Below are 25,481 nucleotides of genomic sequence, written 5' to 3'. Positions count from 1 at the left end.
CGACCGTCAGGGGGTCTCGCCGGCCCGGACGAGGCCGTTCTCGTAGGCGAGGACCACGGCCTGGACGCGGTCGCGCAGGCCCAGCTTGGCGAGGATGCGGCCGACGTGGGTCTTGACGGTGGCCTCGGAGAGGACCAGGCGGGCGGCGATCTCGCCGTTGGAGAGGCCCTGGGCGACGAGCAGGAAGACCTCGCGCTCGCGCTCGGTCAGGGGCGCCAGGACGGGGGAGCCGGGGGTGCCGGCCGGGGTGGGGAGCACCTCGGCGAAGCGGTCGATCATGCGGCGGGTGGTGGTGGGGGCGACCACCGCGTCGCCGCCGTGCACCGAGCGGATCGCCGCGACCAGCTCGACGGGCGGCACGTCCTTGAGCAGGAAGCCGGAGGCGCCCGCCTTGAGCGCGGCGAAGGCGTACTCGTCCAGGTCGAAGGTGGTCAGGATGAGCACCCGGGGGGCGTGTTCGAGCGGGGTGCCGTGGTCGTCGAGGCAGATCCGGCGGGTGGCCTGGACGCCGTCGAGCCGGGGCATCCGGACGTCCATCAGGATGACGTCGACCTCCGCGGTGCGCAGCACGTCGAGGGCCTGCTGGCCGTCGCCGGCCTCGGCGGCGATCTCGATGTCACCCTGCGACTGCAGGACCATCCGGAACCCGGTGCGCAGCAGTTCCTGGTCGTCGACCAGCATCACGCGGATCGGCATCGGTCGGCTCTCCTTCATCTGGTTCATCTGGACGCTTTGAGGGGCAGGACGGCCCGGATCCGGAAGCCGCCGCCGGGCCGGGGGCCGACGTCCAGGCTGCCGCCGACCATGCCGACGCGTTCGCGCATGCCGATCAGGCCGTGGCCGAGCCCGTCGGTGCCGCCGGAGAGCTGTTCGCGGGTGGAGCCGCGGCCGTCGTCCTCGACCAGCACCTCCAGCTCGCCGTCGCGGAAGTCGAAGGCGACCTTGGCCCGGGCGTCGGGGCCGCCGTGCTTGCGGACGTTGGTGAGGGCCTCCTGGACGATCCGGTAGACCGTCAGCTCCAGGCCGCGGGGCAGTTCGCGGGCTTCGCCGGTGGTGGCGAAGTCGACCGGCAGGCCGGCCGTGCGGACCTGCTCCAGCAGGTCGGGGAGCTCCTCGACGCCGGGCTGCGGCACGTACTCGCCGGCGGTGTCGGAGGTGCGCAGCACGCCGAGCAGGCGGCGCATCTCGGCGAGGGCCTGGCGGCCGGTGGAGGCGATGGTGCCCAGGGCCTCCTTGGTCTGCTGCGGGGAGGAGTCCAGCACGTAGGCGGCGCCGTCGGCCTGGACGATCATCACCGAGACGTTGTGCGCGACCACGTCGTGCAGCTCGCGGGCGATCCTGGCGCGTTCGGCGGCGACCGCGACCTGGGCCTGGGCGTCGCGCTCGCGCTCCAGCCGGGCCGCCCGGTCCTCCAGCTCGACCAGGTAGGCGCGGCGGACCCGGGTCAGCCGGCCCCAGGCCCAGCACAGCACGAACGGGGTGGTCATCAGGGCGGCCAGGAACAGCACCTTGGCGGTGCTGTCGCCGCGCTCGGAGGCCGGGGTCAGCCGCCACAGCGTCAGCGGCCCGGCGGCCAGGCTGGCGGCCAGCGCCAGCCGGGACGTCCAGGCGCGGCCGAACGCGGCGCCGGTGTAGCCGAACACCAGGTACGCGATGCTGGAGGCGTTGGGTTCGACGCCCGCCACCACCTGGCCGAGGCCGAGCGCGACGGCCGCCGCCGTGGTGGCGTCCGGCCGGCGGCGGCGCACCACCATCAGGGCGGGCAGCAGGAAGGCGACCGCGATGCCGGCGTAGTGCTTCCAGGAGGGCATCGGGTCGTCCGGCATGCCGGTCGACTCGACCGCCGCGAGCACGCCGAGCATCAGCACCAGCAGCGCCCAGGCGGAGTCGACGACCACGGGGTGTCGGCGGAGCCAGGCGTTGAGTCGATGCACGCCTCCAGCCTAGGGAGTCCGGACGGCCGTTCTGCTCCGCCGCGAGGGCGATCCGGAGCCGTCCCCGCTACTCCCCAGGGTGGAGACCGGGTCGTCCCGGTAACGTCGTCCGCCATGACATGGATGCGGTGGCGGCCCGCGATCGAACACGCCCTGTACCGGCCGGACGGCGGCTTCTACCGCCGGCCCGAGGGCCCCGCCGGGCACTTCCGCACCTCCGTGCACGCCTCCGCGCTGTTCGCCGGGGCGGTGGCCCGGCTGCTGGCGGGCGTCGACGCGGCGCTCGGCCGGCCGGAGCGGCTGGCCTTCGTCGACGTCGGCGCCGGGCGCGGCGAACTCACCCTGGCGGTGCGCGCCCTGCTGCCCGCCGGGCTGCGCGAGCGGGTGGACTTCCGGGCGGTGGAGCTGGCCGACCGCCCGGCCGGGCTGCCCGGTCCGGTGCACTGGTCGGCCGAGCTCCCGTCGGGCGTCGCGGGCCTGCTGTTCGCCAACGAGTGGCTGGACAACGTCCCGCTGGAGGTGGCCGAGCGCGGCGCGGACGGGCGGCTGCGGTACATCGAGGTCGCGCCGGACGGGAGCGAGCGGCCCGGGGGCCCGCTGGGCGCGGCGGACGCCGCCTGGGCCCGGCGCTGGTGGCCGGACGGCGAGCGGGTCGAGCTGGGCGGCCCCCGGGACGCCGCCTGGGCCGCGGCGGTCGGCGCCCTGGAGCGGGGCCTGGCGGTGGCCGCCGACTACGGGCACCTGCGGGCCGCCCGGCCGCCGTTCGGCACCCTGACCGGGTTCCGGGACGGCCGCGGGTGCGCCCCCGTCCCGGACGGCTCGTGCGACCTGACCGCGCACGTCGCCCTCGACGCGGCGGCCGTGCCCGGGCACCCGGCGCTGCTCGCCACCCAGCGCGAGGCGCTGCGGGCGCTCGGCGTCAGCGGCGCCCGCCCGCCGCTGGCGCTGGCCGCCACCGACCCGGCCGGGTACCTGCGGGCGCTGTCCGGCGCCGGGGAGGCCGCCGAGCTGACCGATCCGGCCGGGCTCGGGGCGTTCCACTGGCTGGTCCAGCCCGTCCGCATGCCGGTACCGGAGGACCTCGCGGGCCTGCCGGGATGGCAGACTCTCCCCTCGTAGAAGGAGGCGACGGCCATGACGGAGACCACGGTCGGCATCGGCCCGGGCGCGCAGACGCTCCCCGGCGAGCCCGGCAGCACCGACATGGTGCTCAACATCGGCCCCCAGCACCCGTCCACGCACGGCGTGCTGCGCCTGAAGCTGGTCCTCGACGGCGAGCGGATCACCAGCGCCGAGCCGGTGATCGGCTACATGCACCGCGGCGCGGAGAAGCTCTTCGAGGCCCGCGACTACCGGCAGATCATCATGCTGGCCAACCGGCACGACTGGCTGTCCGCGTTCGCCAACGAGCTGGGCGTGGTGCTGGCCGTCGAGCGGATGCTCGGCATGGAGGTGCCCGAGCGGGCGGTGTGGCTGCGCACGCTGCTGGCCGAGCTCAACCGCGTCCTCAACCACCTGATGTTCCTCGGCTCCTACCCGCTGGAGCTGGGCGGCATCACCCCGATCTTCCACTCCTTCAACGGCCGCGAGGAGCTCCAGCACGTGCTGGAGGAGGCCTCCGGCGGCCGGATGCACTACATGTTCAACCGGGTCGGCGGCCTCAAGGAGGACCTGCCGGCCGGCTGGCTGGGCCGGGTCCGCCGCGCGGTCGGCGTGGTGCGCGGGCAGCTGCCGGTCTTCGAGGACCTGGTGCTCGGCAACGAGATCTTCCGCGGCCGCACCGCGGGCGTCGGCGTGCTCTCCCGCGCCCACGTCCACGCGTACGGGGTCAGCGGGCCGATCGCCCGGGCCAGCGGCGTCGACTTCGACCTGCGCCGGGACGAGCCCTACCTCGCGTACGGGGAGCTGCGGGACGTCCTGAAGGTGTCCGTCCGCGAGGAGGGCGACTGCCTGGCCCGCTTCGAGTGCCTGCTGGAGCAGACCGCCAACGCCCTCGACCTCGCCGACGCCTGCCTCGACCGGCTCGCGGAGCTGCCCGCCGGGCCGGTCAACCAGCGGCTGCCCAAGGTGCTCAAGGCGCCGGAGGGCGAGACCTACGCCTGGACCGAGAACCCGCTCGGGCTGAACGGGTACTACCTAGTGTCGCGCGGCGAGAAGACGCCGTGGCGGCTCAAGCTGCGCTCGGCGTCCTTCAACAACATCCAGGCCCTGACCGAACTGCTGCCGGGGACGCTGGTGGCGGACATGGTGGCGATCCTGGGGTCGATGTTCTTCGTGGTCGGCGACATCGACAAGTAGGCGGGCGGGGACGGGCCCCGGCCGGTGCTCCTACTGGTCGGCCGGGTGCGGGGCCAGCCGGGTGTCGTGGGCCTTGCAGAGGGCGACGAGGGTCTCGTACGCGGCGGGGCCCATGAGTTCGGTGAGCTCGGGGCGGTAGGAGACGTAGACCGGGTCGGGGGCGTGGTGGGCCTCGGGGGAGCCGGTGCACCACCAGTGCAGGTCGTGGCCGCCCGGGCCCCAGCCGCGGCGGTCGTACTCGCCGATGGAGACCTGGAGGTAGCGGGTGTCGTCGGGGCGGTCGATCCAGTCGTAGGTGCGGCGGACCGGCAGCTGCCAGCAGACGTCCGGCTTGGTCTCCAGCGGCTCCAGGCCCTCGCGCAGGGCGAGGACGTGCAGGGCGCAGCCGGCGCCGCCGGGGAAGCCGGGGCTGTTGAGGAACAGGCAGGCGCCGTTCACCCGGCGGGTCTGCCGGTCGCCGTCCTCGTCGAACATGGTGATGCCGCCGTCGAGGCGGATCCGGCCCTTGGCGTCGGTGCCCTCGGCGTGGTGCTCCCAGATGTCGGGGGTGAGCCGGGCGGCGTGCCCGACGACGCGCTGCTCGTCCTCCTCGTCGGAGTAGTGGGCGCCGAGGGTGCAGCAGCCGTCGGAGGCGCCGCGGCCGGGCTGGATGCCGTGGCAGCCCTTGCCGAAGATGCAGCCCCAGCGGGAGGTGAGCCAGGTGAGGTCGCAGCGGAACACCTGGTCCTCGTCGTCGGGATCGGTGAACTCGACCCAGGCGCGCGGGAAGTCGAGGGCGACCTCGCGGACGGTGGGCATCGCCAGGTCGACGACCGGACCCTTGGCCCCGGTGCCCTTGGCGGGCTTCTTGGTCTTCTTGCTCTTGGTGCTGTCAGCTGGTGCCACCCGGTAAGGGTAGGGCCTGGACGGGGCGGCCCGGGGTGCGGCGGCGCGGCTTTGCCGGTGGTTCGTGCCGGTCCGCGCGGTTTCCGCCCGTTTCAGGTGGGTGGTGATGGTGAAACGGCTGTGAAAAGGGCCGCAGGCCGGTCGGCGGCGGGCGCAGTGGTCCTAGGATGGCTCAGCCGGTAGGTCGGGCGCACGGGCGCCCTTGCACGGGGGAGTGCACAGATGGGCGACGAGGTCGTCATCCGGTCGTGGGAACTCCACGGCGAGGGGCGGGAGTTCGAGAAGATCTCGGACGAGTTCGGCAAGGCGGCGAAGCAGCTGGAGAGCGGGCTGTCGGGGCTGGGCGCCCCGTGGGGCTCGGACGAGCCCGGCACGCCGTTCGGCACCGCGTACGGCGAGGCCCGGGAGGGCGTGCTGGCCGGGCTGCAGGGGCTGGCCGAGCGGCTGGGCCGGGTCGGCCGGGGCCTGCACACCATGGCCGACAACCTGGACCGCACCGATCAGGACATCAGCGCGGACTTCGACGCGCCCTCGCTGAACCACCCGACCGCGACCGGCCGGGCCTGAACCGGAGTCAGACCACGCGGCGGGCGGCTGCGCGCGCCGAGCCGTACCACCCGAAGGGGGAGCACGTGTCCAGGAACCTGCCGGAGGAACTCGCCCCCGCGCTGGCGCGGACCGGCCACGCGTGGCCGCAGGCGGACGAGGACGGGCTGCGCCGGGCGGCGGGCCTGTGGCGGGAGTTCGGCTCGGAGGCGGACGCCCTGGTGGCCCGGGGCGCGGCCTCGGCGCAGCGGGTGTCGAGCGAGAACAAGGGCCGCGCGGTGGAGGCGTTCGCCGAGCACTGGCGGCAGTTCAGCGGCGGCGGGCGCGGCCAGCTGGACGACGCCTCGGCGGCCGCCGCCCTGGTGGCCACCGCCCTGGACAAGGCGGCCGGCGTCGCCGACCAGGTGAAGTCCGAGATCGTCTCGGTGCTCACCGAGCTGACCGAGAAGATCCGGGCGGCGGACGCGGCCGAGGCCGCGGCCAAGGCGGACATCGCCGAGGCCGGCCGGCAGATGACCACCGGGGTGGGCGGGCTGGTGACCGGCGCGATCGGCGCGGTCGTCGGCGCGGCCAAGGAGGTCACCGCCGAGGCCGAGGAACTGGCCGCGGTCGAGCACGCCAAGGTGAGGATCGGCCAGCTGCTGGAGCGGCTCGGCCGGGACATGGGCGAGGCCGCGAAGTCGCTGTCCGGGGAGCCGCCGCTGGTGGCCCTGGAGCGGATCTCGCAGGCCGACGGGCGGGGCCTGCACGGCGAGGGCCGGGAGTCCTCGATGGCGGCCCGCTCCGGGCAGGTCACCGGGGCGCTGGCGATGGCCGGGGTGGCCCGCTCGGTGGAGGTGGCCGACGTGGCCGGCCTGCACGCCGAGCTGAAGGCCGACGGCACGGTGCGTACCGACCGGCACGGCAACCCGGTGCTGCTCGGCGAAGACGGCCAGCGGGTCAAGGGCGTCGAGGGCCTGACGGTCAAGCAGGGCGAGGACGGCACCCAGCAGTTGGTGACCGGGGACGGCGTCCCGGTCAGCGGCGTGGCGATGGGCGCCGACGGCAAGCCGCTGCTCGGCGCCGACGGCAAGCCGCTGCTGGTCGGCCTGAGCGGCGCGCTGGTCGGCACCGGCATCGTGCTCGCGCTCGGCCACAACGGCAAGCTCGAACTCGGCGACGACGGGCACCCGGTGATGCTGGGCGCCGACGGCAACCCGGTCTCCGGCCTGGTCGCCGACTCCAAGGGCCACCTGCTGGCGGGCACCGACGGCCACCCGGTCACGGTCGACGCCTCGGGCCGGGCGGCCGCCCCGAACGGGCAGGTCGTGCAGTTCGGCGCGGACGGCCGTCCGCTCGACCTGCTCGGCCCCGACGGCAAGCCGGTCCCCGTCCTGGACGGGCAGCAGCAGGGCGGCGGGCCGTTCCAGAACGGCCCGGGCCACGGGCACGGCCAGAACGGCCAGGGCGGCTGGCCGAACGGCACCGGCCCCTCGGCCGCGGGCGGGCACGGCACCGGCCCGGACGGCTCCCACCTGCTGCTGGGCGACGGCGGCCTGCTCGGCGACGGCGGCGTGCTGGACCAGACCGTCCAGCGGACCACCGCCCCGCTGAACGCGGTGGCGCAGAGCGCGCCGGGGGCCGGCCCGCAGCCCGGCCCGGCCGACGGCGGCGGCGCGCACCGCGGCAACGGCGGTGGCTACCAGGGGGGTTACCAGGGCGGCTCCGGCGGCTCGCAGCACACCCCCGCGTACGGCGGCGTCCAGGCCGCGGTCTCGTACGGCGCCCCGTCCTACGGCGGCCCCTCCGGCGGGTCCTACCAGGACTCCGGCACCGACTACACCCCGCCGGTGCGCGGCCCGCTGTCGGTGCACGTCGACTCGGTGGCGGCGCCGCCCGCGCCGAGCGCCCCGCCGGTGTCCAGCAGCGGCGACATCTGGTCGTCCGGCGGCGGCTCCGGTTCCGGTGGCGGCGGCGGTCGGCACGCCGCGGACCCGGGCTCCTCCTTCGGCGGCTCCTCGTCCTCCGGCGGCTCCTCGTTCCAGCTCGGCCCGGTCGGCGGCGGCTCCGCCGGATCGGTCGGCGGCGGCATCCCCACGGGCATGCCGGTGACCGGCGGCCCGGTGCCCGTCACCGGCCCGGTGGGCGGGCCGGTCGGCGCGGCCCCGGCGCGGCGGCGGGCGTTCCCGGCGCCCCGGTGCGGCCGGTGCGGCTGCCCCGGTGACCGGCCCGGTGTCAGGCGCGGCGGGCACGGGCGCCACCGCTCCGGCGCCGTCGGCACGCCCGGCGCGGCCGGCGGCCCGGCCGCGGTGATCGGCGTCGGCCAGCAACCGGTCGGCGGCCGCCCGGTGGCGACCGGCCCGGTGCCGCCGGCGGGCGGCGGCGGGATCGNCCAGCAGTCGCCCGGCGGCCCGCTGCGCGGGTACGAGCCGCTGACCGACGTCCGGCGCCAGTCCGGCACGGACGAGCAGGGCCTGCCGGTGAACCCCGGGCAGGCGTCCGCGGCCTGGCTGGTGATCGCCGACGGGCGGCGCGGCGGCGGCGCCGTCGGCCCGCTGCCGACCGCGGAGCGCGAGCGCGTCCTCGCCGACAGCCGCCCGTACGGCCTGCCCGGCGGGCTCGGCCCGGTCGACCCGGCGCACCAGGCCGAGGCGGTGCGCCGCACCCCGGTGCCCGAGCCGGACCCGATGGTCGGCGAGTGGATCGAGGTGCTCAACGGCGGCGGCCACGCCGAGAGCGGGCGCGCCAACAACTGCGTGGACGTCTCGCTGTCCGCCGTGGACACCCTCGGCGGCGTGCCGACCTGCGCCGCGCCCCGGCTGCCCGACGGCCCGGCCGGCGAGCGCGGCGGCCGCGACCGCGCCGAACTCGAACTCGGCACCCGCTTCCTCGACCTCGGCGACGGCGCCGACGCCCACGGCAGGCTCGGCCAGGCCCTGCTCGCCCACGGCACCGGCACCCGCGCGGTGCTGCTCACCGTCGACGCGTTCGGCCGCTCGCACACCTGGAACGCCGTCAACCACAAGGGCGTGCTCAGCTACCTGGACCACCAGACCGGCTACGCCGCGCCCGTCCCGCTCTACCCGGCCGACCACGGCCTGTGGGCGATCGCGGTGGACGCCGCCGACCGGCCGATCGACCTGACCGCGCCGCTGCCCGCCACCGTCGCCGTCCCGGCGCACGCCCCCGCCGCCGCGACCGGGGCGGCGCCCGAGCCCGAACCGGCCCTGGTCGGCGCGGGCGGCCCGGACGCCGACCGCCCCGGGCCCGCCGCCGAGCCCGTGCCGCCGCGCTCCCGGCTCACCATCCACCGCACCACCGGGAGCACCAGCCGATGATCACCCGCGAGCAGGCCCTCGCCACCGCCCACCGCTGGGTCAACGGCGACCTCCCGCAGGAGGGGGCGCGGCCTGTCAGGTGCCACGAGTTCGACCTCGGCTGGGTGCTCTGGCCGGAGCCCGCGCCGCTGCTCACCGACCCGCTCACCGGCGCCCGCCGCGCCCCCGAGGAGATCGGCGCGGCCTGCGCCGTCGTCGACCGGGCCACCGGCGAGCTCGTCGTCTACCCGTCCGTCCCGGTGCCGGTGGTCGAGCAGCTGCACCGCGACCGGCTCGGCGCCGGCAGCCACGACCCGTCCCGGCCGCCGGTCACCGGCCCCGGCACCCGGGCCACCCTCAGCTACCGGGACGAGCAGGACCGGCTCCAGGCGCTCACCGTCCACTCCGCGCACGGCCGGCCGCACCCGGCCCTGCGCGCCCGGCAGCAGCTCGCCGAGCAGGGCGTCCCGGCCGAGCGGCTGGTCGCGCTGCGCACCGACCTGCGCCTGTCGATGCTCCCCGGCAGCTACTCCGAGCAGGCCGTCGCCGAGCAACTCCCGGGCGTCCGGCTGGAGTTCGAGCAGCCGTACGGGCCGCGCCACGACCACCGGGCGGCCGCCGTGCGGGCCCTGGTGGCCCGCACCCGCAGCGGCTACAACCGGGTGCCGTTCCCGACCTCGGTGCCGCCCGCCCAGCCCGAGGACGGGACCGGCCTCGGCAAGCGGCTGGCCGCCCTGTTCGGCGCGGACGGCGTGCGCCGCTTCGAACCGGCCGAGACGCTCGCCGCCGACCTGCCCGAGGCCGCCGCCCGCCCGCTCCAGCGCACCGGCCTGCCGCGCGAGGTGCCCGGCTTCTTCACCCTGCACCTGCCCACCGCCGACGGCATCGCCGAACAGGCCGCCCCGCCGCTGCCCGACCTCACCGAGCACCTCACCGCCCTCGGCCGCGGCCGCCGGGCCACCGCCGCCGCCCGGACCGCGCTGCTCGGCCAGCGCCTGGTCGGCACCGACGGCTGGGCGCTGCTCACCGTCGACACCGCCCAGGGCCGGGTCCGCGCCGTCGACCCCGACACCTGCGAGGCCCGCTACTGCAACGCCGACCTCACCGCGTTCACCCGCTGCCTGGCGCTGCTCGCCGAGCGCCGGCCCGCCCTGCGCGACCTCCGGCCCGAGCAGGCCGGGCCCGCCGTCGCCGAGTTCCAGTGGGCGCTGGCCGGGCTCGACCGCACCGCGCTGCGCGACCCGGAGAACTGGTGGTCGGTCGTCGTCGAGCAGCTCTGGGACGGGATGCTGTGACCTTTCCCGTATCCCCGCCGGTCACCGGCGTGGGCTAGGTTGGACGGTCATGCGACTCGGTGTGCTCGACGTAGGCTCCAACACCGTCCACTTCCTCGTGGTGGACGCCCACCCCGGTGCGGCCCCGCTGCCCGCGTACTCGCACAAGGCCGAACTGCGCCTCGCCGAGCTGCTGGAGGCGGACGGGTCGATCAGCGGGGTCGGGGTCGAGCGCCTGGTCTCGATGGTCGCCTCCTCGCTCCGGGTCGCCGAGGACAAGGGCGTGGTCGACCTGCTGCCGTTCGCCACCTCCGCCGTCCGGGAGGCCGTCAACGGCGAGGAGGTGCTGCGCCGGGTCGAGGACGAGACCGGCGTCGCGCTCACCGTCCTGTCCGGGCAGGACGAGGCCCGGCTCACCTTCCTCGCCGTCCGCCGCTGGTTCGGCTGGTCCTCCGGGCGGCTGCTCAACCTCGACATCGGCGGCGGCTCGCTGGAGATCGCCTGCGGCATCGACGAGCAGCCCGACGTCGCCACCTCCCTCCCGCTCGGCGCGGGCCGCCTCACCTCCCGGCTGCCCGGCGAGGTCGCCGACCCGGGGGACCTGCGCGAGCTGCGGCGGCACATCCGCGCCGAGATCGCCGGGGCGGTCGGCGACTTCGCCCGGCTCGGGCCGCCGGACCACTCGGTGGCCACCTCCAAGACCTTCAAGCAGCTCGCCCGGATGACCGGCGCCGCCCCCGAGGGCGCGGGCGTCCGCGTCCCGCGCAAGCTCACCCGCTCCGGCCTCTCCGCGTGGCTGCCCCGCCTCGCCGCGATGACGCCCGCCGAACGCGCCCGGATCCCCGGCGTCTCGCTCGGCCGCGCCCGCCAGCTGCTGGCCGGCGCGCTGGTCGCCGACGCGGCGATGGACCTCTTCGGCCTGGACGAACTCGACATCTGCCCGTGGGCCCTGCGCGAGGGGATCATCCTGCGACGGCTGGACACGATGGACGGACCGGAGAACCGGACCGCGATCGAGGCGTAGCGCGGCGCTCGCCCCGCACCCCTGACGCGCGCCTCCCGGCTGCGCGGCGCGTCTGGCTCGTCCCGGTCTGACTTAGTCTGGTGGGCGTGGCGGATTCGGCGGACGAGCGGCGGTCGAGGCGCGGCCCCCTGCCGTTGAAGGCGGCGCGGGCCGCCCGCGCGGCGCGGCGGAAGCTGGACCGGCCGGGGTGGCCGCCGCCGCACCCGGCGCTGCACGTGCCGGACACCAAGGTCGCGCTGTCGACCGCGTCGGTGTACCCGTCGACCACCGAGACGGCGTTCGAGCTGGCCGCGCGGCTGGGGTACGACGGCGTCGAGGTGATGGTCTGGAACGACCCGGTGAGCCAGGACGTGGAGGCGCTGCTGCGGCTCTCGGACCAGTACGGGGTGCCGATCCTCGCGGTGCACGCGCCGTGCCTGCTGATCACCCAGCGGGTGTGGACGACGGACCCGTGGACGAAGCTGGTGCGGGCCCGGCGGGCGGCCGAGCGGCTGGGGGCGGACACCGTGGTGGTGCACCCGCCGTTCCGGTGGCAGCGGCAGTACGCGCGGGAGTTCGTGGCGGGGGTGAACCGGATGGCGGGGGAGACCGACGTCCGGTTCGCGGTGGAGAACATGTACCCGTGGCGCTACCGGGACCGCGAGGTGCTGGCGTACGCGCCGGGGTGGGACGTCACGGACGAGGAGTACCGGCACTTCACCGTGGACCTGTCGCACGCGGCGACGTCCCGGACGGACGCGTTCGAGCTGGTGGACCGGATGGGCGACCGGCTGGCGCACGTGCACCTGGCGGACGGGTCGGGGTCGGGCAAGGACGAGCACCTGATCCCCGGGCGGGGCAAGCAGCCGTGCGCGGAGCTGCTGGAGCGGCTGGCGCGGACGGGCTTCGACGGGCACGTGGTGCTGGAGGTGAACACCCGCAAGTCGGGCGGCCCGGCGGAGCAGGAGGCGGACCTGGCGGAGGCGCTGGCGTTCACCAGGCTGCACCTGGCGACGTCCCGGCCGCGACACTGACGGGAACCACGACGGAACAGGGGGACCACCCGGTGTACGACACCACGGCACACGCCAACTCCTTCGGCCCGGTGGCCGCGCAGTACCAGGCCGCCCGCCCCTCCTACCCGGACGCGCTGTTCGACGAGCTGGAGCGGCTCGCCGGCCGCCCGCTGCCCGGCGCCGACGTGCTCGACGTCGGGGCGGGCACCGGCATCGCGACCAGGCTGCTGGCCGGGCGCGGCGCCCGGGTGATCGCGGTCGAGCCCAGCGACGGGATGGCGGCGGTGCTGCGCGAGGTCAGCCCGCAGATCCCGGTGGTCAAGGCCGCCGGGGACGAACTGCCGTTCCACGACGCCTCGGCGGACTTCGTGACGTACGCCCAGGCGTTCCACTGGACCGAGCCGGAGCGCTCGGTCCCGGAGGCGCTGCGGGTGCTGCGCCCGGGCGGGGCGCTCGCGGTGTGGTGGAACGTCAAGGACTACGAGGTGCCGTGGCTGGCCGCCCAGCAGGAGCGGACGGCGGCCGCCCTGCCGTCGTCGTACCACCACTACGGCGGGGTGAACGTCCGGCACGAGGCGTTGACGCGGACCGGCCTGGAGGTGCGCTCCGCGCGACTGCGCTGGGAGCGGACCCTCCCGGTGGAGCAGGTGATCGACGACCTGACCTCCCGCTCGTACTTCGCGGTGCTGGAGCCGGAGCAGCGGGCCCCCGTGCTGGCCGCCGAACGGGAGGCGCTGCTCGCCGAGTTCCCGGACGGGCAGGTCGTCGAGCCGTACCTGCTGGACGTCTTCGTGGTGCCGAAGCCGTAGCCGGGCGTCCGCCGGGCCCGCCCGCGCTGACCGCATCGCGGACACCGTGTCCGGGGGCGGCCCGCGCGGGCGTAGGCTCGACAGCCCCCGAGAGTCTCCTGAAGGAGCGGCAACGATGCCCCAACTGAGGTCCAACACGGTCACCCAGGGTCGCAACATGGCGGGCGCGCGCGCCCTTCTGCGCGCCGCGGGCGTAGCCCGCGAGGACTTCGGCAAGCCGATCATCGCGGTCGCCAACTCCTTCACCGAGTTCGTCCCGGGCCACACCCACCTGCAGCCGGTGGGCCGGATCGTCTCCGAGGCGATCAAGCAGGCGGGCGGCATCCCGCGCGAGTTCAACACCATCGCGGTCGACGACGGCATCGCGATGGGCCACGACGGCATGCTGTACTCGCTGCCCTCGCGCGACCTGATCGCCGACTCGGTCGAGTACATGGTCCAGGCGCACTGCGCCGACGCGCTGATCTGCATCTCCAACTGCGACAAGATCACCCCCGGCATGCTGATGGCCGCGCTGCGCCTCAACATCCCCACGGTCTTCGTCTCCGGCGGCCCGATGGAGGCCGGCAAGGCCACCCTGGTCGACGGCACGGTGCGCAAGCTGGACCTGGTCGACGCGATCTCCCAGGCGGTGAACGAGAACGTCTCGGACGCGGACATCTCGATCATCGAGGAGAACGCCTGTCCGACCTGCGGCTCCTGTTCGGGCATGTTCACCGCCAACTCGATGAACTGCCTGACCGAGGCGATCGGCCTCTCGCTGCCCGGCAACGGCTCGCTGCTGGCCACCCACACCGGCCGCCGCGCCCTGTACGAGCAGGCCGGCCGCACCGTCGTGGAGATCACCAACCGCTACTACGGCGGCGACGACGACTCGGTGCTGCCGCGCAGCATCGCCACCCGTGCCGCGTTCGAGAACGCCATGGCGCTGGACATCGCGATGGGCGGCTCCACCAACACGATCCTGCACCTGCTGGCCGCGGCCCAGGAGGCCGGGGTCGACTTCGACATGCGGGTCATCGACAGCGTCTCCCGCCGGGTGCCGTGCCTGTCCAAGGTCGCCCCGAACGGCTCCTACTACATGGAGGACGTGCACCGGGCCGGCGGCATCCCCGCCATCCTGGGCGAGCTGTACCGCGGCGGCCTGCTGCACGAGGACGTGCACACCGTGCACTCCGGCTCGCTCGCCGAGTGGATGAAGACCTGGGACGTGCGCGGCGGCTCCGCCTCCGCCGAGGCCGTCGACCTCTGGTACGCCGCCCCCGGCTGCGTCCGCTCCGCCGAGGCGTTCAGCCAGTCCGAGCGCTGGGACACCCTGGACACCGACGACGCGAACGGCTGCATCCGCAGCGTCGAGCACGCCTACTCGGTCGAGGGCGGCCTCGCGGTGCTGTACGGCAACATCGCCGAGGACGGCTGCGTGGTGAAGACCGCGGGCGTGGACGAGTCGATCTGGCGCTTCCGGGGCCGGGCCGTGGTCTGCGAGTCCCAGGACGAGGCGGTCGAGAAGATCCTGACCAAGCAGATCGCCGAGGGCGACGTGGTGGTCATCCGCTACGAGGGCCCCAAGGGCGGCCCGGGCATGCAGGAGATGCTCTACCCGACCTCGTTCCTCAAGGGCCGCGGCCTGGGCAAGGCGTGCGCGCTGATCACCGACGGCCGGTTCTCCGGCGGCACCTCGGGCCTGTCCATCGGCCACATCTCCCCGGAGGCGGCCTCCGGCGGCGCCATCGCGCTGGTCGAGGACGGCGACTCGATCACCATCGACATCCCGGCCCGCACCATCAGCCTGGACGTCTCCTTCGAGGAGCTGCACGAGCGCCGGCTCAAGCTGGAGTCCGAGGGCGGCTACCGCCCGAAGAACCGCGACCGCCAGGTCTCGGCCGCGCTCAAGGCGTACGCGGCGATGGCCACCTCCGCCGACAAGGGCGCCGTCCGGGACGTCTCCAAGCTCGGCTGAGGCGCGTGGCGCCGGGGGCCGGCCCCCGTTCGTGGTGATAATCGGACCGTGAGTACGACGAGTACGGCGGGGACGACCACCACCGCGGACGGGGCGCCCGCCCCCCAGCCGATCCGCTGGTTCGGCACCACCTGGGTCGACCGCGGCACCGGCTACTGGCTGCGCCGCGCCGCGGTGTCGCTCGGCGCCCTCGCGGCCACCGCCGCCGGGGCGCTCCTGCTGCGCCTGGGCGTCTCCGGCGTCCGGATCTCCGAGGCGGCCCCGCTCTCGGTGCTGCTGATGCTCGCCATCGGCGTCTGCTCCGCCCTGGCCGGCCTGCGGAACTGGAAGATCCTCACCGAGGGCAAGGACTCGCTGACCGGCTGGGCGGCCGAGGAGAAGCAGCTGGCCGGCGTCTGGCTGGTCGGCTTCGCCGGGGCACTGGCCGTCTACTTCGCCCGCAGCCTGGTCGAGGCCCCCGGCGAGGGCCTCAAGCGGGCCGTCCACGACCAGGAGACCGCCACCTGGCTGCGCCGCAGCGCCGCCCGGGCCGAGCGCGACGCGCGCAAGGCGGCCCGGCGGCGCTCCTGAGCGGCCGTCAGGTGCGGCTGACCGTGCCGCAGTCCTGCGGCCCGTTCTCCATCGGCTTGGTCCGGTCGTACGGGTCGCTGGCCGGGCCGCTCGGCGCCGGGCCGGTCGCGGCCGCCCGCATGAACGCGAACTCGGGCTCCAGGAAGCCGGAGCCCATCTCGCACCGGTTGTTGCCGAAGTCGGCGCTGCCCTTGTCCAGCACCGGCCGGCCGGCCTGCACGTCGTAGTGCGCCGGGTCGTAGAACCGGAAGTCCTGCACCCGGCGGACGATCTCCCGCTCGACCTCCCGGCCGTGGTCCGCCTGCACCCAGGAGGCCGGCGCCGCGGTGCCGCCCGGAGCGGCCTTCCCGGCGTCCGGGCCGGGGCGCAGCGCGTACACGTAGGTGACGTCGGTGTGCACCAGCATGCCCCGGTCGCCGTCGCCCTCGAAGCTGATCCGGCCCTGCACCTTCACCTCGGTGGTGACCGGCACCGCCCAGGCCGGGTCGAACCGGCTCAGCCAGCTGGTCGGGTCGTTCTCGGCGCTCGGGTGCGCCAGCGCCTTGGCGAGCAGGTCGGCGTCCTGCCGGTCCATCAGGTCCAGGACGGGCTGCGCGCTCGCGCCCGACACCACCTGCGGGTCCAGGTTGCTGGCCACCAGGTACGCCTTGACGGCGGCCAGGTCGGCGGCCACCTGCTTGGCGCTGAACACGCCCGTCGCGGGCGTGCTGTCGGGCATGCCGATGCCGTCCGCGCCGTTCGGCCACGCCTCGGCGGGCGAGCCCGACCAGGGGTGCTCCGGGGTCGGCACGTCCGGGGCCACGGTGGGCGGGGCGCTGCTCGGCGCGGCGGTCTCCGCGCCCACCGAGGGCAGCGCGGAGGACTTCGGCGCCTTGGAGCGGCCGACGCCGGCGGCGCCCAGGCCGACCAGCACGGCGGTGATCACCAGCACCAGCAGCAGCCCGTCGCGCACCGAGCGGGTGCGCTTGGGCCGCTCCGGCGCGGTCGTCTGCTCGAAGGGGTTGTCAGGTCTTCCGGGGCCGCCGTCGGCGGGCCCCGGCTCATCTATCGTCGGCACGGCCGGAAGTATGCCGACCACCGCGGACACGCCCGACAGCGGGGGGCGGACGTGACGCGCCGTCAGCCCTTGCGGGCCGCCTTCACCGCCCCGACCACGCCCGCCACCGCCAGCAGCGCGCCGGCCGGCAGCAGCGAGTCGAACAGCGCCCCGAACAGGCCGTGGTCGCCCAGCAGCCACAGGGCCAGCGTGTTCAGCACCAGCAGCGCCCCCGTGGCCGGCAGCACGGACTGCCACGGGTGGGCGTCCGCCCAGCGGCGCAGCCGCCGGTCGCCGCCGCCGCGCAGCCGCCCGCCGACCGTGCCGACCAGGAAGAAGAAGAACAGCCCCAGGCTCACCGGCCCGGCCAGGATGTCCAGTGACCAGTGCAGCGTGAGCACGTCCACCGCCAACGCGGCCCCGCCGACCACCGTGCCCACCGCCGCCGCCGTCCGCCACGGCCCGAGCGTCGCGGCGGCGACGGCGACCTGGCGGTTCTCACGTCCTGACAACTCTCCGTGTCCCATGCCTCCACGGTGCTCCCGCCCGGCCCCGGAATCCAGAGCCCGGGCCCCTGAGATTCCCCCTACGGGGGCGGGCGGCCCCCCGCGCGCCGCCGGGCCGCCCGGCCGCCCGCAGGGTGGACACCTCCGCCGGGGCGGCGGCGTCCCGGGGCAAGATGGGCGGCCAGGAACCGCAGCGCACGGAGGCACGCACCATGAGCGACAGCACCACCGCCGGCCAGAAGATCGCCTTCCTCGGGACGGGCAAGATCGGCGAGGCCCTGCTCTCCGGCCTGCTGCGGGCCGGCACCTCGCCCGCCGACGTGCTGGTCACCGCCCGCCGCCCCGAGCGGGCCACCGAGCTGGCCGACCGCTACGGCGTCACCACCGTCACCAACGCGGAGGCCGCCAAGCTCGCCGACACCCTGATCCTCGCGGTCAAGCCGCAGGACATGGGCACCCTGCTGGACGAGCTGGCCGAGCACGTCGCCGCCGACAAGCTGGTGGTCTCCGCCGCCGCGGGCATCCCCACCGCCTGGTTCGAGGAGCGCCTCGCCCCCGGCACCCCCGTGGTCCGGGTGATGCCCAACACGCCCGTCCTGGTCGACGAGGGCATGAGCGTGATCTCCGGCGGCTCGCACGCCACCGAGGCGCACCTGGCCCGCACCGAGGCGATCTTCCGCTCGGTCGGCAAGGCCCTGCGCGTCCCGGAGGGCCAGCAGGACGCCGCCACCGCGCTGTCCGGCTCCGGCCCCGCCTACTTCTACTTCCTGGTCGAGGCGATGATCGACGCCGGCATCCTGCTCGGCCTGCCCCGGCAGGTCGCGCACGAGCTGATCGTGCAGTCCGCGATCGGCGCCTCGGTGATGCTGCGCGACTCCGGCGAGCACCCCGTCAAGCTCCGCGAGGCGGTCACCTCCCCGGCCGGCACCACCATCGCCGCCATCCGCGAGCTGGAGAACCACGGCGTGCGGGCCGCGATGCTCGGCGCCCTGGAGGCCGCCCGGGACCGCTCCCGGGAGCTGGCCGGCGGCGGCAAGTAGGCTCGGGCGACGTGAGTGACGACATCCGCCGCGACGGCTACGACCTGCTGATCCTGGACAACGACGGCGTGCTGGTGGACAGCGAGCCGATCTCCAACCGGGTGCTCGCCGAGTACCTGACCGAACTCGGCCACCCCACCACCGTCGAGGACTCCTACCGGGACTTCATGGGCACCGCCGCGCACACCGTGCACGACGTGATCGCCGAGCGGTACGGCGCGAGCCTCCCGGAGGGCTTCGACGACCTGTTCCACGACCGGGTGTTCGCCGCCTTCGAGCGCGAGCTGCGGCCGGTGGCGGGTGCCGAGAAGCTCCTCACCCACCTCCAGGAGCACGGCGTCCGCTACTGCGTCGCCTCCTCCGCCCACCACTCCTGGATCCGCACCGCGCACCGCCTCACCGGCCTGTCCGGGTACTTCACCGACGAGTTGCTGTTCTCCGCCCAGGACGTCGGCGTCGGCAAGCCCGCCCCCGACCTGTTCCTGCACGCCGCCCGCACCATGGGCGTCGACCCGGCCCGCTGCCTGGTCCTGGAGGACAGCCGCAACGGCGTGCTGGCCGCCCGCGCCGCCGGGATGGACGTCTACGGGTACGCGGCGCTCACCGACCCGGCCAAGCTCACCTCGGCCGGGGCGACCGGCCTGCTCGGTACCCTGGACGAAGCGATCGGCCTGCTGCCGAACTGATCCCCCCGCACCCCTCCCGCCGGCGCCGCCGACCGCCTACGCTCTGCCCAACAGTTGCGTACCGGCCGGTAGCGTCGGTGGTGAGCGAGGTCCCGATGCAGGTCACGGCCACGGCCGCACCCACCGCCCGGCTCCGGCAGGCCCGGGCCGCACTGGCGGTCTCCTTCTTCCTCCAGGGCACCACCTTCGCCCTGCTGGTCACCTGCATCACCGACCTGCAGAAGCGCTACGGCCTCAGCGACGGGCTGCTCCCGGTCTTCCTCGCCGCCGTCCCGGTCCTGGCCGGCGCCGGCTCCATCGCCTCCGAGACGCTGGTCAAGCGCACCACCGCGCGCGGCGTCCTGCGCGTCGTCCAGCCCGCCCTCTGCCTCACCCTCGCCCTCACCGGCCTCGGTTCGCAGCTGTGGCAGCTCGCCGTCGCCCTCGGCCTGTTCGGCCTGCTGGTCGGCGCCCTCGACGCCTCGATGAACATGCTCGGCGTCGGCCTCCAGCACCGCTACGGCCGCAGCATCATGATCGGCTTCCACGCCGCGTTCAGCCTCGGCGGCATCGTCGGCGCCGCGATCGCCGCGGCCGGCTCGCACTGGGACACCGGGCTGCCGCTGCTCTTCGGCGGCGCCGCGGTCGTCCTCGTCCCCGCCGCGATCGTCGCCGGACGCTGGTTCGCCGGACCGGCCGAGCTGGGCGACGCCGTCCGCGAGGCCGCCGTCCTCGCCGCCCGCCGCATCCCCTGGAAGCCGCTGCTCCCGCTGTGCGCCGTGATGGCCTTCGCCTACATCGCCGACGCCTCGGTCTCCAACTACAGCGTCAAGTACCTCACCGACGGCCTGCACAGCCCCGAGGACCTCGCCAAGTTCTCCTACCTCGGCTACATGGTCGCCATGCTGCTCGGCCGCACCGTCGGCGACCGCGCCGTCCAGCGCTTCACCGTCCTGCCCGTGGTGCGCACCGGCACCGCCGTCGCCGCCGCCGGCTTCCTGATCGCCGTCCTGGCCCCCGGCACCTGGACCGGCGTCCTCGGCTTCACCGTCCTCGGCTTCGGCATCTGCGCGATCATCCCCCAGGTCTTCGCCGCCGGCGGCCGCCTCTTCCCGCACGCCAGCGACGCCGCCGTCGCCCGCCTCAACCTCTTCAACTACGTCGGCTTCCTGATCGGCTCCCCCCTGGTCGGCGCCCTCGCCGCGTTCTCCGACTACCGCTGGGCCTTCTGCGCCCCCATGCTGCTCGTCCTCGCCATCCTCCCGCTCGCCCCGCACTTCGCCCCGGCCCCGGCCGACGACCGGACGGATTCGGCCCGCATCCCGGCCTGAGCGCTCAGACCGACCGGGCGGGGTCGTCCAGCCAGGCGTGCCGGCCGGCCGGGGCATCCGGCCACCGCAGGCGCTGGGCGCGCATCTTCACGAACTCCACCGGCCGGCTCCGTTCACGAGAAGCGGCAGCGCTTGTTCACGAGATTGAGCAGCAGTTGATCGCGCGTGAGAGTCGAACGCGCCGTCGGGGAGCGGCTCTGGCCCGATGTCCGGCGGGTGCTCCCACTGCAAGGCGCGCTGCGGGTCCAGGTGTTCGGCGGAGGCTGCTGTGGCCGATCGGGGCGGTGGTGAGCGAGGGCTCAGGTCGTGTGGGCAAGACCCGAGAGGAGCATGCCGGTCAGCCAGTCCTCGTAGGCGTCGGTGTTCCAGCCGCGGCCGGCGGTGAGCTGGGTGTACAGGTGAGGGCCGGTCAGGGCCCACCAGGAGTCCGCCAGGCGGGCCGCGTCGGCGTCCGCGGGCAGGACGCCCGTGTCGGTGAGGTGGGTGACGAAGGCGCTGACGCCGGTCATCCGCTCTTCTTCGCTGAGGGTGAGGATCTGGCTGCCGTCGGGGCCGGCTTGGGCGAGAAGCGCGGCGAGGTCGGCGAGGCGTTCGTGGACGCCGCGGACGAACGCGGCGTACAGGCGGAGCTTGGCGTGGGTGTCGCGGGCGGCCAGGACGGCCTTGAGCTGGGGCCGCTGGGCCATGGCCAGGGGTTCGTCGTCCCCGGCCAGGGTGACGTCCCACAGCGCCTTGACCAGCCCCGGCTTGCCGCCGAACGCCTTGTAGAGGGTCTCGGGGGAGACACCGGCGCGCTCGGCCACCGCGCGGACGGTGGTGGCCCGGTAGCCGTCACGGAGCAGCAGCTCCCGGCCGGCCGCCAGGATCGCGGCACGGCTGCGGCGCGCGGCCTCCTGCCGGCGCCCCGAGTCGTACGGCCTGCGCGCAGTCTCACCGGTCATCTCGGATTCCCCTCTTATCCATTACAGTCAACTGTATCGAAATGTGTCCGTCCCCGTCCCGGAGGAACCCATGCCCCGCTACGACCGCCGCGTCGCCCCCGGCGTGGACCGCCTCGGTGACGACGTCGTCAACTTCTACCTGGTCGAGGAACCCGACGGACTGGTCCTCATCGACGCGGGGCTGCCGGCCCACCTGGGGCAGTTGCGCGCGCATCTGGCCGACTCCGGGCACTCCCCGGCCGATGTCCGCGCCGTGCTCCTGACCCACGCACACCCCGACCACACCGGCCTGGCCCACACCCTCCAGCGGGCCGGCGCCGAGATCTGGGTCCATGAGAGCGACGCCGCGATCCTGCGCGACGGCCCGCGCAGCGCCCTGCGCCACGCCAAGCCGGAACGCTCCGCCCTCCCCTACCTCCTGCGTCGGCCCGCCGCGATCGCCACCCCGCTCCACCTCGCCCGCAAGGGCGCCTTCACCGCCCCCGCCACCCCCGGCGTGCGCACCTTCGACACCGGCCGACGGCTGGAGGAGGTCCCCGGCAGGCCGCGGGCCGTCCCGCTGCCCGGCCACACCCCGGGCAGCACCGGCTACCTCTTCCCCGACCGTGGACTGCTCTTCACCGGCGACGCCCTGGTCACCCACGACGGCCTGACCGGACACACCGGCCCCACCCTGGTCTGCCGCGGCTTCACCCACGACAGCCGCACCGCCCTGGCCTCCCTGGACCAGCTCGACGAACTCACCGAAGCCACCCTGCTCCTGCCCGGCCACGGCCGCCCCTTCGACGGCGACCCGCGCAGCGCCACGCACCAGGCTCGACAGGCCGGCTCCCGCTGAACGACAAGCCGGTTCCCGCCATGACCCCGGAACGGGCAAACCGTTGCGCCCCCCGACTCTCTCCCGGAGACCGGCCGTCTCCGCGAAAATCGAACATCGAATGCGGCAGGTGCCTCCCAAACTCGTGAACAACTGCCGCCTGTTCTCGTGAACAAAGCCACCGTCTGACGGAAACGACGGAGGCCCGGATCGTGCGGGGCCTCCGTACGCGTGCGGTCCGCTCTGCTACGGGCCCTCGATGCCGACGATGGTGCCGAACGGGTCGCGCAGCTGGGCGATCCTGCGGCCGGGTTCGATGGTCAGCGGGCCGCGGTGGTGCTCGCAGCCGGCCACCAGCAGTCGCTCCCGGGCCTGGTCGACGTCGTCCACGCCCCAGTACACAACCGGGCTGCCACCTCGGAGGTTGCGCTCGTCGTCCGCCGGGTGGAAGCCGACCTCGATCCCGCCAACCTCCACCCAGGCGTAGACGGCTCCGGTGTCGCTGACGTCCGTCTTCACGGGGACGTCCAAGAGTTCACCCCACCGCGGAGAAGGTGATGATGCCGCACTCCGGTCCGGCCTGGGAGCGGCAGACGTCTGCTGCTGGCGGCGGATCTCCTCCACCTCCTCGCGGGCCCGCTTCACTTCGGTGGCCACCCGCTTGCAGAACATTGCGGTCAGGTCGTCACGGCCCCGCATCCGGGCCTTGCCGGGCAGGCAGGCGATCAGCGTGCCGCGCCTGGTCTTTGTGCAGCCCCGCAGCACGGCCGCCCGATCGACGCCCACCTGCGCACATCCCAGACTTCGGATGAAGATCGAAACCTCCGTATCCAGGACAGGCGACACTGGACAGCGGAAGGCCCCCTCCGGGGAGGGGGCCTGCTCGGCACTGAGTGGTGCGGTCAGCTGGTGCCGAACCGGCCGGTGGTGGTGGCGGTGACGAAGGCCGCCCAGGTGGTGGGGGTGAACTCCAGGTGCGGGCCGTGCGGGTCCTTGGAGTCGCGGACATGGCCGGGGTTGGCGTCGTCCACCTCGATGCAGTCGCCGCCGTCGGAGTTGCTGTGGCTGCTCTTGCGCCAGCGGCGCTCCATCGCAGATGGCTCGTGGTGGGGCATCGAGGTCCGTCCCTTCCGTGGTGCGGTCAGCTGGGGCCGAACTGGCCGGTGGTGGTGGCGGTGACGAAGGCCGCCCAGGCGGTGGGGGTGAACTCCAGGTGCGGGCCGTGCGGGTCCTTGGAGTCGCGGACATGGCCGGGGTTGGCGTCGTCCACCTCGATGCACCCGCCGCCGTCGGAGTTGCTGTGGCTGCTCTTGCGCCAGCGGCGCTCGGCAGTCTGCTTGAGGTCGTCATGGGCCATCGGTGGCTAGTCCTTCCAACTCGGCGCTGATCACTCGCGTGGACTCGGCCGTGGACAACGCCTGAGCCCTCAGCAGATCGTAGAGTGCCGTGCGTTCTGCGACCTCACGGGCGTCTTCGAAGACCACCCCGGCCCGGGTGGTCTCCTCGTAGGCGATTTGGCGGCCGCCCGCCAGCCCAAGGAGCCATAGCGATGAGGTCTCGGAGTGGACGCCGGCGGAGAAGGGGAGCACCTGCACCACGACGTTCGGGAGTTGTGCCGCTGCGAGGATGGCGCGCAACTGCTCGGTCATCTCGGCCCGGCTGCCGATCCGGCGGCAGATCGCGGCCTCGTCGAGGATGAACCAGTACCGGCACTCCGAGCTGTTGTACATGCGGACCTGCCGTCCGAGCCGCGCCCGCACTCGTTGCTCGACCTCTTCCTCCGGGCCGTAGGGCATACCGGAACGCAGGATGTGTCGGGCGGATGCCTCGGTCTGGAGCAGGCCGTGGATGCCGGGGCTGTAGGACTCGTCAACCTTGGCCGTGTCGGCGAGGGCCAGGATCTCCCGGTACTTCGCGGGATGGTCCTCCTGCCGGGCCAGCGGCAGCAGTCGCGTGAAGTGGCCGCCGGTCTCGAACACCCGGTCCAACTGCTCGGACAGGCCCTCCGGAACGCGGTGGTCCCCGCTCTCCACCCGGGAGAGGGTGGCGATGGAGAAGTGCACCTCACTGGCCAGACGGGACAAGGGCCAGCTGCGTTCCTCTCGGTGCCGCAAGACCTCGGAGCCGTAGAAGTGACGGGCACTCAGGGTCGGATTCGGACGCCGCTTCTGAAAGCCCATGATCGCTTCCTCTACCCCTCGCGTTGCACGCGTTCCACGCAACGGAGCCCGGGCTCGGCCGTTTCTCAGCTGCCCGGATGGAACGCGTCTCTGCTGTTCAGCGTAGCGCCGGTCCGCGACGCTTGGAGCACAGAACGTGACATTCGCGGATCGAGGAGACGGGTGGTGACCGCCATGGCCAACTCCCTGCTTGACCGGTTGGAGCGGCAGGATCGGGCCTTCGCGCGCAAGGTGTGTGACGGCCTTCGGGAGGCGCTCGGCTCGGCCGGTCTCAAGCTGCCCTCGCTGGGGGTGGAGAAGGCGGCCACGGGCACGCACCTGGTGCAGCTCGGTGGCGTGAGCCCGGACGTGGCAAGTGAGTTGGCGACGCTGGTCTGGACGGGTGCGCCGTACGTGCGGGCCGTGCGGGGCGGGGATTGCGCCGGGGGCCAAGCGGCGTCCTGGGTGCCGGAGCCGGGTGAGTTGCTGGTCGATACGGCGAACGGTCGGCTCGGGGAGTTCTCCCACCTCGGCGAGGGCGGCGAGCTGGTGCTCGTGCCCGGCGACGGGGGCGCGCCCTGGGTGGTCGACCGGCGCGCGGTGCGTCATCCCACCCGGGCGGACCTGGTGCGGGCCGAGTCCGTCCGTCCCGAAGCGTCCGTGCCGACACCATCGCCGACACCATCGCCGACACCGTCGAAGTGAGTGAGGGAGAGCAAGTGCTGTACACCGGACAGCCGTTGGAGGAGACCGATGTCCTCCGGCGGTTCCTGCGCGGCAGGTTCACCGAGGCCGAGCGGGCCGCCGATCTGCTGGAACGGGCCTTCCGGGCAGCGAGGTTGGACCCGCCGTCCGGCCTGTCGCCCATCTACCGGGACGACGTGCTGCCGGAGTTCGGCGCCGTCGCGCTGGGCTGCGTCGGGCTGCCGTGGGTGCAGCGGCTGGCCGAGTCGCTGGTCGAACTGGCCTACCTGCGCGGCGAATTGCCCGTTCAGTCGGGCGCCTGCGCGCTGGGGGCCGCCTCGTGAGCGAGATGCTGCGGCAGCGCGCCTGGGAGATCGCCGAACGGCTCACCAGGGCCGGCGGCGGCGGGGAGGCCCGGCTGACCGTGACCCCGGACGGCTACCGGGTCGAACTCGACATCCTCCGCCCCGCCGACGGCTCCCCGGGCCCCGACGACCACCGGGCCGTCCTGGACGCCCTCGCCCTCGGCGACCGCTGGGGACACCGCTACTCCCCGCCCTCCCGCAACGACGGCACCGCCCGCGAAACCGTCTGGAGCGAAGTCCACCACGCCCCCAACGACCGGGCCGATCGGGCTGACAGCTAGTGCTCTGACCGGGATGGTTGGCCGGGTCGGTGGTCGGGGCGGTTGGACGTGCGGTGCCGTCCGTC

The 25,481-nt window shown here is 74.5% G+C and carries 27 protein-coding genes; 17 read left to right on the top strand and 10 right to left on the bottom strand.

Annotation, left to right across the window (positions count from 1 at the left end; translation table 11 throughout):
* Positions 1–6: 6 nt before the first annotated feature.
* Together HUT16_RS14600 and HUT16_RS14595 are read right to left on the bottom strand one after the other, a co-directional pair.
* Complete coding sequence (locus tag HUT16_RS14600) at positions 7–696, bottom strand: response regulator transcription factor (RefSeq protein ID WP_176188608.1); 690 nt, start codon at positions 694–696, stop codon at positions 7–9.
* 23 nt (positions 697–719) lie between these two features.
* Positions 720–1,934: a sensor histidine kinase gene (locus HUT16_RS14595; RefSeq protein WP_176188607.1), complete on the bottom strand. Its 1,215-nt coding sequence runs from the start codon at positions 1,932–1,934 to the stop codon at positions 720–722.
* 114 nt (positions 1,935–2,048) lie between these two features.
* On the opposite strand from HUT16_RS14595, the gene HUT16_RS14590 reads away from it, so the two are divergent.
* Together HUT16_RS14590 and HUT16_RS14585 are read left to right on the top strand one after the other, a co-directional pair.
* Positions 2,049–3,053 carry an SAM-dependent methyltransferase gene (locus HUT16_RS14590; RefSeq protein ID WP_176188606.1) on the top strand — a complete coding sequence of 335 codons (1,005 nt, stop codon included), beginning with the start codon at positions 2,049–2,051 and terminating at the stop codon, positions 3,051–3,053.
* A 15-nt stretch (positions 3,054–3,068) separates the two neighbouring features.
* The gene (locus HUT16_RS14585; protein WP_176188605.1) at positions 3,069–4,232 is read left to right on the top strand and encodes an NADH-quinone oxidoreductase subunit D; all 1,164 of its coding nucleotides are present in this window, start codon (positions 3,069–3,071) and stop codon (positions 4,230–4,232) included.
* Between the two features lie 30 nt (positions 4,233–4,262).
* Here HUT16_RS14585 and HUT16_RS14580 read toward each other — a convergent pair whose 3' ends face one another.
* Positions 4,263–5,030 (bottom strand): hypothetical protein, encoded by a 768-nt coding sequence (locus HUT16_RS14580; protein WP_254898306.1) that lies wholly within the window; start codon positions 5,028–5,030, stop codon positions 4,263–4,265.
* A 309-nt stretch (positions 5,031–5,339) separates the two neighbouring features.
* On the opposite strand from HUT16_RS14580, the gene HUT16_RS14575 reads away from it, so the two are divergent.
* The 8 genes from HUT16_RS14575 to HUT16_RS14540 all read left to right on the top strand — a co-directional run bounded on the left by HUT16_RS14575 (position 5,340) and on the right by HUT16_RS14540 (position 15,591).
* A complete protein-coding gene (locus HUT16_RS14575) occupies positions 5,340–5,684 on the top strand; it encodes a WXG100 family type VII secretion target (RefSeq protein WP_176188603.1) in 345 nt (114 codons plus the stop codon).
* Positions 5,685–5,749: 65 nt separating this feature from the next.
* Positions 5,750–8,980, top strand: a complete 3,231-nt coding sequence (locus tag HUT16_RS14570) for a toxin glutamine deamidase domain-containing protein (protein WP_176188602.1) — start codon at positions 5,750–5,752, stop codon at positions 8,978–8,980.
* Entirely contained in the window at positions 8,977–10,254 is a 1,278-nt protein-coding gene (locus HUT16_RS14565) for an SUKH-4 family immunity protein (RefSeq protein WP_176188601.1), read from the top strand. The genes HUT16_RS14570 and HUT16_RS14565 overlap by 4 nt, the downstream gene beginning before the upstream one ends.
* A 49-nt stretch (positions 10,255–10,303) precedes the next feature.
* On the top strand, positions 10,304–11,257 hold the full coding sequence (locus HUT16_RS14560) for a Ppx/GppA phosphatase family protein (RefSeq protein WP_176188600.1): 954 nt from the start codon (positions 10,304–10,306) through the stop codon (positions 11,255–11,257).
* Positions 11,258–11,466: 209 nt separating this feature from the next.
* Entirely contained in the window at positions 11,467–12,270 is an 804-nt protein-coding gene (locus HUT16_RS14555) for a sugar phosphate isomerase/epimerase (protein WP_176192679.1), read from the top strand.
* Between the two features lie 32 nt (positions 12,271–12,302).
* Positions 12,303–13,061 (top strand): class I SAM-dependent methyltransferase, encoded by a 759-nt coding sequence (locus HUT16_RS14550; RefSeq protein WP_176188599.1) that lies wholly within the window; start codon positions 12,303–12,305, stop codon positions 13,059–13,061.
* 115 nt (positions 13,062–13,176) lie between these two features.
* Complete coding sequence (gene ilvD / locus HUT16_RS14545; RefSeq protein WP_176188598.1) at positions 13,177–15,021, top strand: dihydroxy-acid dehydratase; 1,845 nt, start codon at positions 13,177–13,179, stop codon at positions 15,019–15,021.
* Positions 15,022–15,069: 48 nt separating this feature from the next.
* Positions 15,070–15,591, top strand: a complete 522-nt coding sequence (locus HUT16_RS14540) for a hypothetical protein (RefSeq protein ID WP_176188597.1) — start codon at positions 15,070–15,072, stop codon at positions 15,589–15,591.
* A gap of 7 nt (positions 15,592–15,598) precedes the next feature.
* On the opposite strand, the gene HUT16_RS14535 is transcribed toward HUT16_RS14540, so the two are convergent.
* Both HUT16_RS14535 and HUT16_RS14530 read right to left on the bottom strand, forming a co-directional pair.
* On the bottom strand, positions 15,599–16,648 hold the full coding sequence (locus HUT16_RS14535) for a hypothetical protein (RefSeq protein ID WP_176188596.1): 1,050 nt from the start codon (positions 16,646–16,648) through the stop codon (positions 15,599–15,601).
* Positions 16,649–16,710: 62 nt separating this feature from the next.
* Positions 16,711–17,139, bottom strand: coding sequence for a hypothetical protein (locus HUT16_RS14530; protein WP_176188595.1), 429 nt, complete (start codon positions 17,137–17,139; stop codon positions 16,711–16,713).
* A 206-nt stretch (positions 17,140–17,345) separates the two neighbouring features.
* Here HUT16_RS14530 and proC point away from each other — a divergent pair, with 206 nt between their 5' ends.
* From proC to HUT16_RS14515, 3 genes are all read left to right on the top strand, one after another.
* Entirely contained in the window at positions 17,346–18,173 is an 828-nt protein-coding gene (gene proC / locus HUT16_RS14525) for a pyrroline-5-carboxylate reductase (protein WP_176188594.1), read from the top strand.
* An 11-nt stretch (positions 18,174–18,184) separates the two neighbouring features.
* Positions 18,185–18,859, top strand: coding sequence for an HAD family phosphatase (locus tag HUT16_RS14520; protein WP_254897807.1), 675 nt, complete (start codon positions 18,185–18,187; stop codon positions 18,857–18,859).
* 95 nt (positions 18,860–18,954) lie between these two features.
* Positions 18,955–20,169 (top strand): MFS transporter, encoded by a 1,215-nt coding sequence (locus HUT16_RS14515; protein WP_176192677.1) that lies wholly within the window; start codon positions 18,955–18,957, stop codon positions 20,167–20,169.
* Between the two features lie 299 nt (positions 20,170–20,468).
* Here the strand turns inward: HUT16_RS14515 and HUT16_RS14510 are convergent, their stop codons facing one another.
* Complete coding sequence (locus HUT16_RS14510) at positions 20,469–21,110, bottom strand: TetR/AcrR family transcriptional regulator (RefSeq protein ID WP_176188593.1); 642 nt, start codon at positions 21,108–21,110, stop codon at positions 20,469–20,471.
* 70 nt (positions 21,111–21,180) lie between these two features.
* On the opposite strand from HUT16_RS14510, the gene HUT16_RS14505 reads away from it, so the two are divergent.
* Positions 21,181–21,948 (top strand): MBL fold metallo-hydrolase, encoded by a 768-nt coding sequence (locus HUT16_RS14505; RefSeq protein ID WP_176188592.1) that lies wholly within the window; start codon positions 21,181–21,183, stop codon positions 21,946–21,948.
* Positions 21,949–22,173: 225 nt separating this feature from the next.
* On the opposite strand, the gene HUT16_RS38190 is transcribed toward HUT16_RS14505, so the two are convergent.
* The 4 genes from HUT16_RS38190 to HUT16_RS14485 form a co-directional block, all read right to left on the bottom strand.
* Positions 22,174–22,713, bottom strand: coding sequence for a VOC family protein (locus HUT16_RS38190; RefSeq protein ID WP_254897806.1), 540 nt, complete (start codon positions 22,711–22,713; stop codon positions 22,174–22,176).
* Positions 22,714–22,829: 116 nt separating this feature from the next.
* Complete coding sequence (locus HUT16_RS14495) at positions 22,830–23,042, bottom strand: DUF397 domain-containing protein (RefSeq protein ID WP_176188591.1); 213 nt, start codon at positions 23,040–23,042, stop codon at positions 22,830–22,832.
* A gap of 26 nt (positions 23,043–23,068) precedes the next feature.
* The gene (locus tag HUT16_RS14490) at positions 23,069–23,284 is read right to left on the bottom strand and encodes a DUF397 domain-containing protein (protein ID WP_176188590.1); all 216 of its coding nucleotides are present in this window, start codon (positions 23,282–23,284) and stop codon (positions 23,069–23,071) included.
* Positions 23,274–24,107, bottom strand: a complete 834-nt coding sequence (locus HUT16_RS14485) for a DUF5753 domain-containing protein (protein WP_176188589.1) — start codon at positions 24,105–24,107, stop codon at positions 23,274–23,276. Before HUT16_RS14485 ends, HUT16_RS14490 begins: the two co-directional genes overlap by 11 nt.
* Before the next feature lie 165 nt (positions 24,108–24,272).
* Between HUT16_RS14485 and HUT16_RS14480 the strand changes: the two genes are divergently transcribed.
* Genes HUT16_RS14480 through HUT16_RS14470 form a run of 3 tightly spaced genes read left to right on the top strand, consistent with a single transcriptional unit; the run spans position 24,273 to position 25,416 of the window.
* Positions 24,273–24,791 carry a hypothetical protein gene (locus HUT16_RS14480; RefSeq protein WP_176184168.1) on the top strand — a complete coding sequence of 173 codons (519 nt, stop codon included), beginning with the start codon at positions 24,273–24,275 and terminating at the stop codon, positions 24,789–24,791.
* Between the two features lie 14 nt (positions 24,792–24,805).
* Entirely contained in the window at positions 24,806–25,114 is a 309-nt protein-coding gene (locus HUT16_RS14475) for a hypothetical protein (RefSeq protein WP_176188588.1), read from the top strand.
* Positions 25,111–25,416, top strand: coding sequence for a hypothetical protein (locus tag HUT16_RS14470; protein ID WP_176188587.1), 306 nt, complete (start codon positions 25,111–25,113; stop codon positions 25,414–25,416). The genes HUT16_RS14475 and HUT16_RS14470 overlap by 4 nt, the downstream gene beginning before the upstream one ends.
* The last annotated feature ends 65 nt before the right edge of the window (positions 25,417–25,481 follow it).

The organism is Kitasatospora sp. NA04385, assembly GCF_013364235.1.
Taxonomy (GTDB): Bacteria; Actinomycetota; Actinomycetes; order Streptomycetales; family Streptomycetaceae; genus Kitasatospora.
This window is presented reverse-complemented; position numbering and strand designations above follow the sequence as displayed.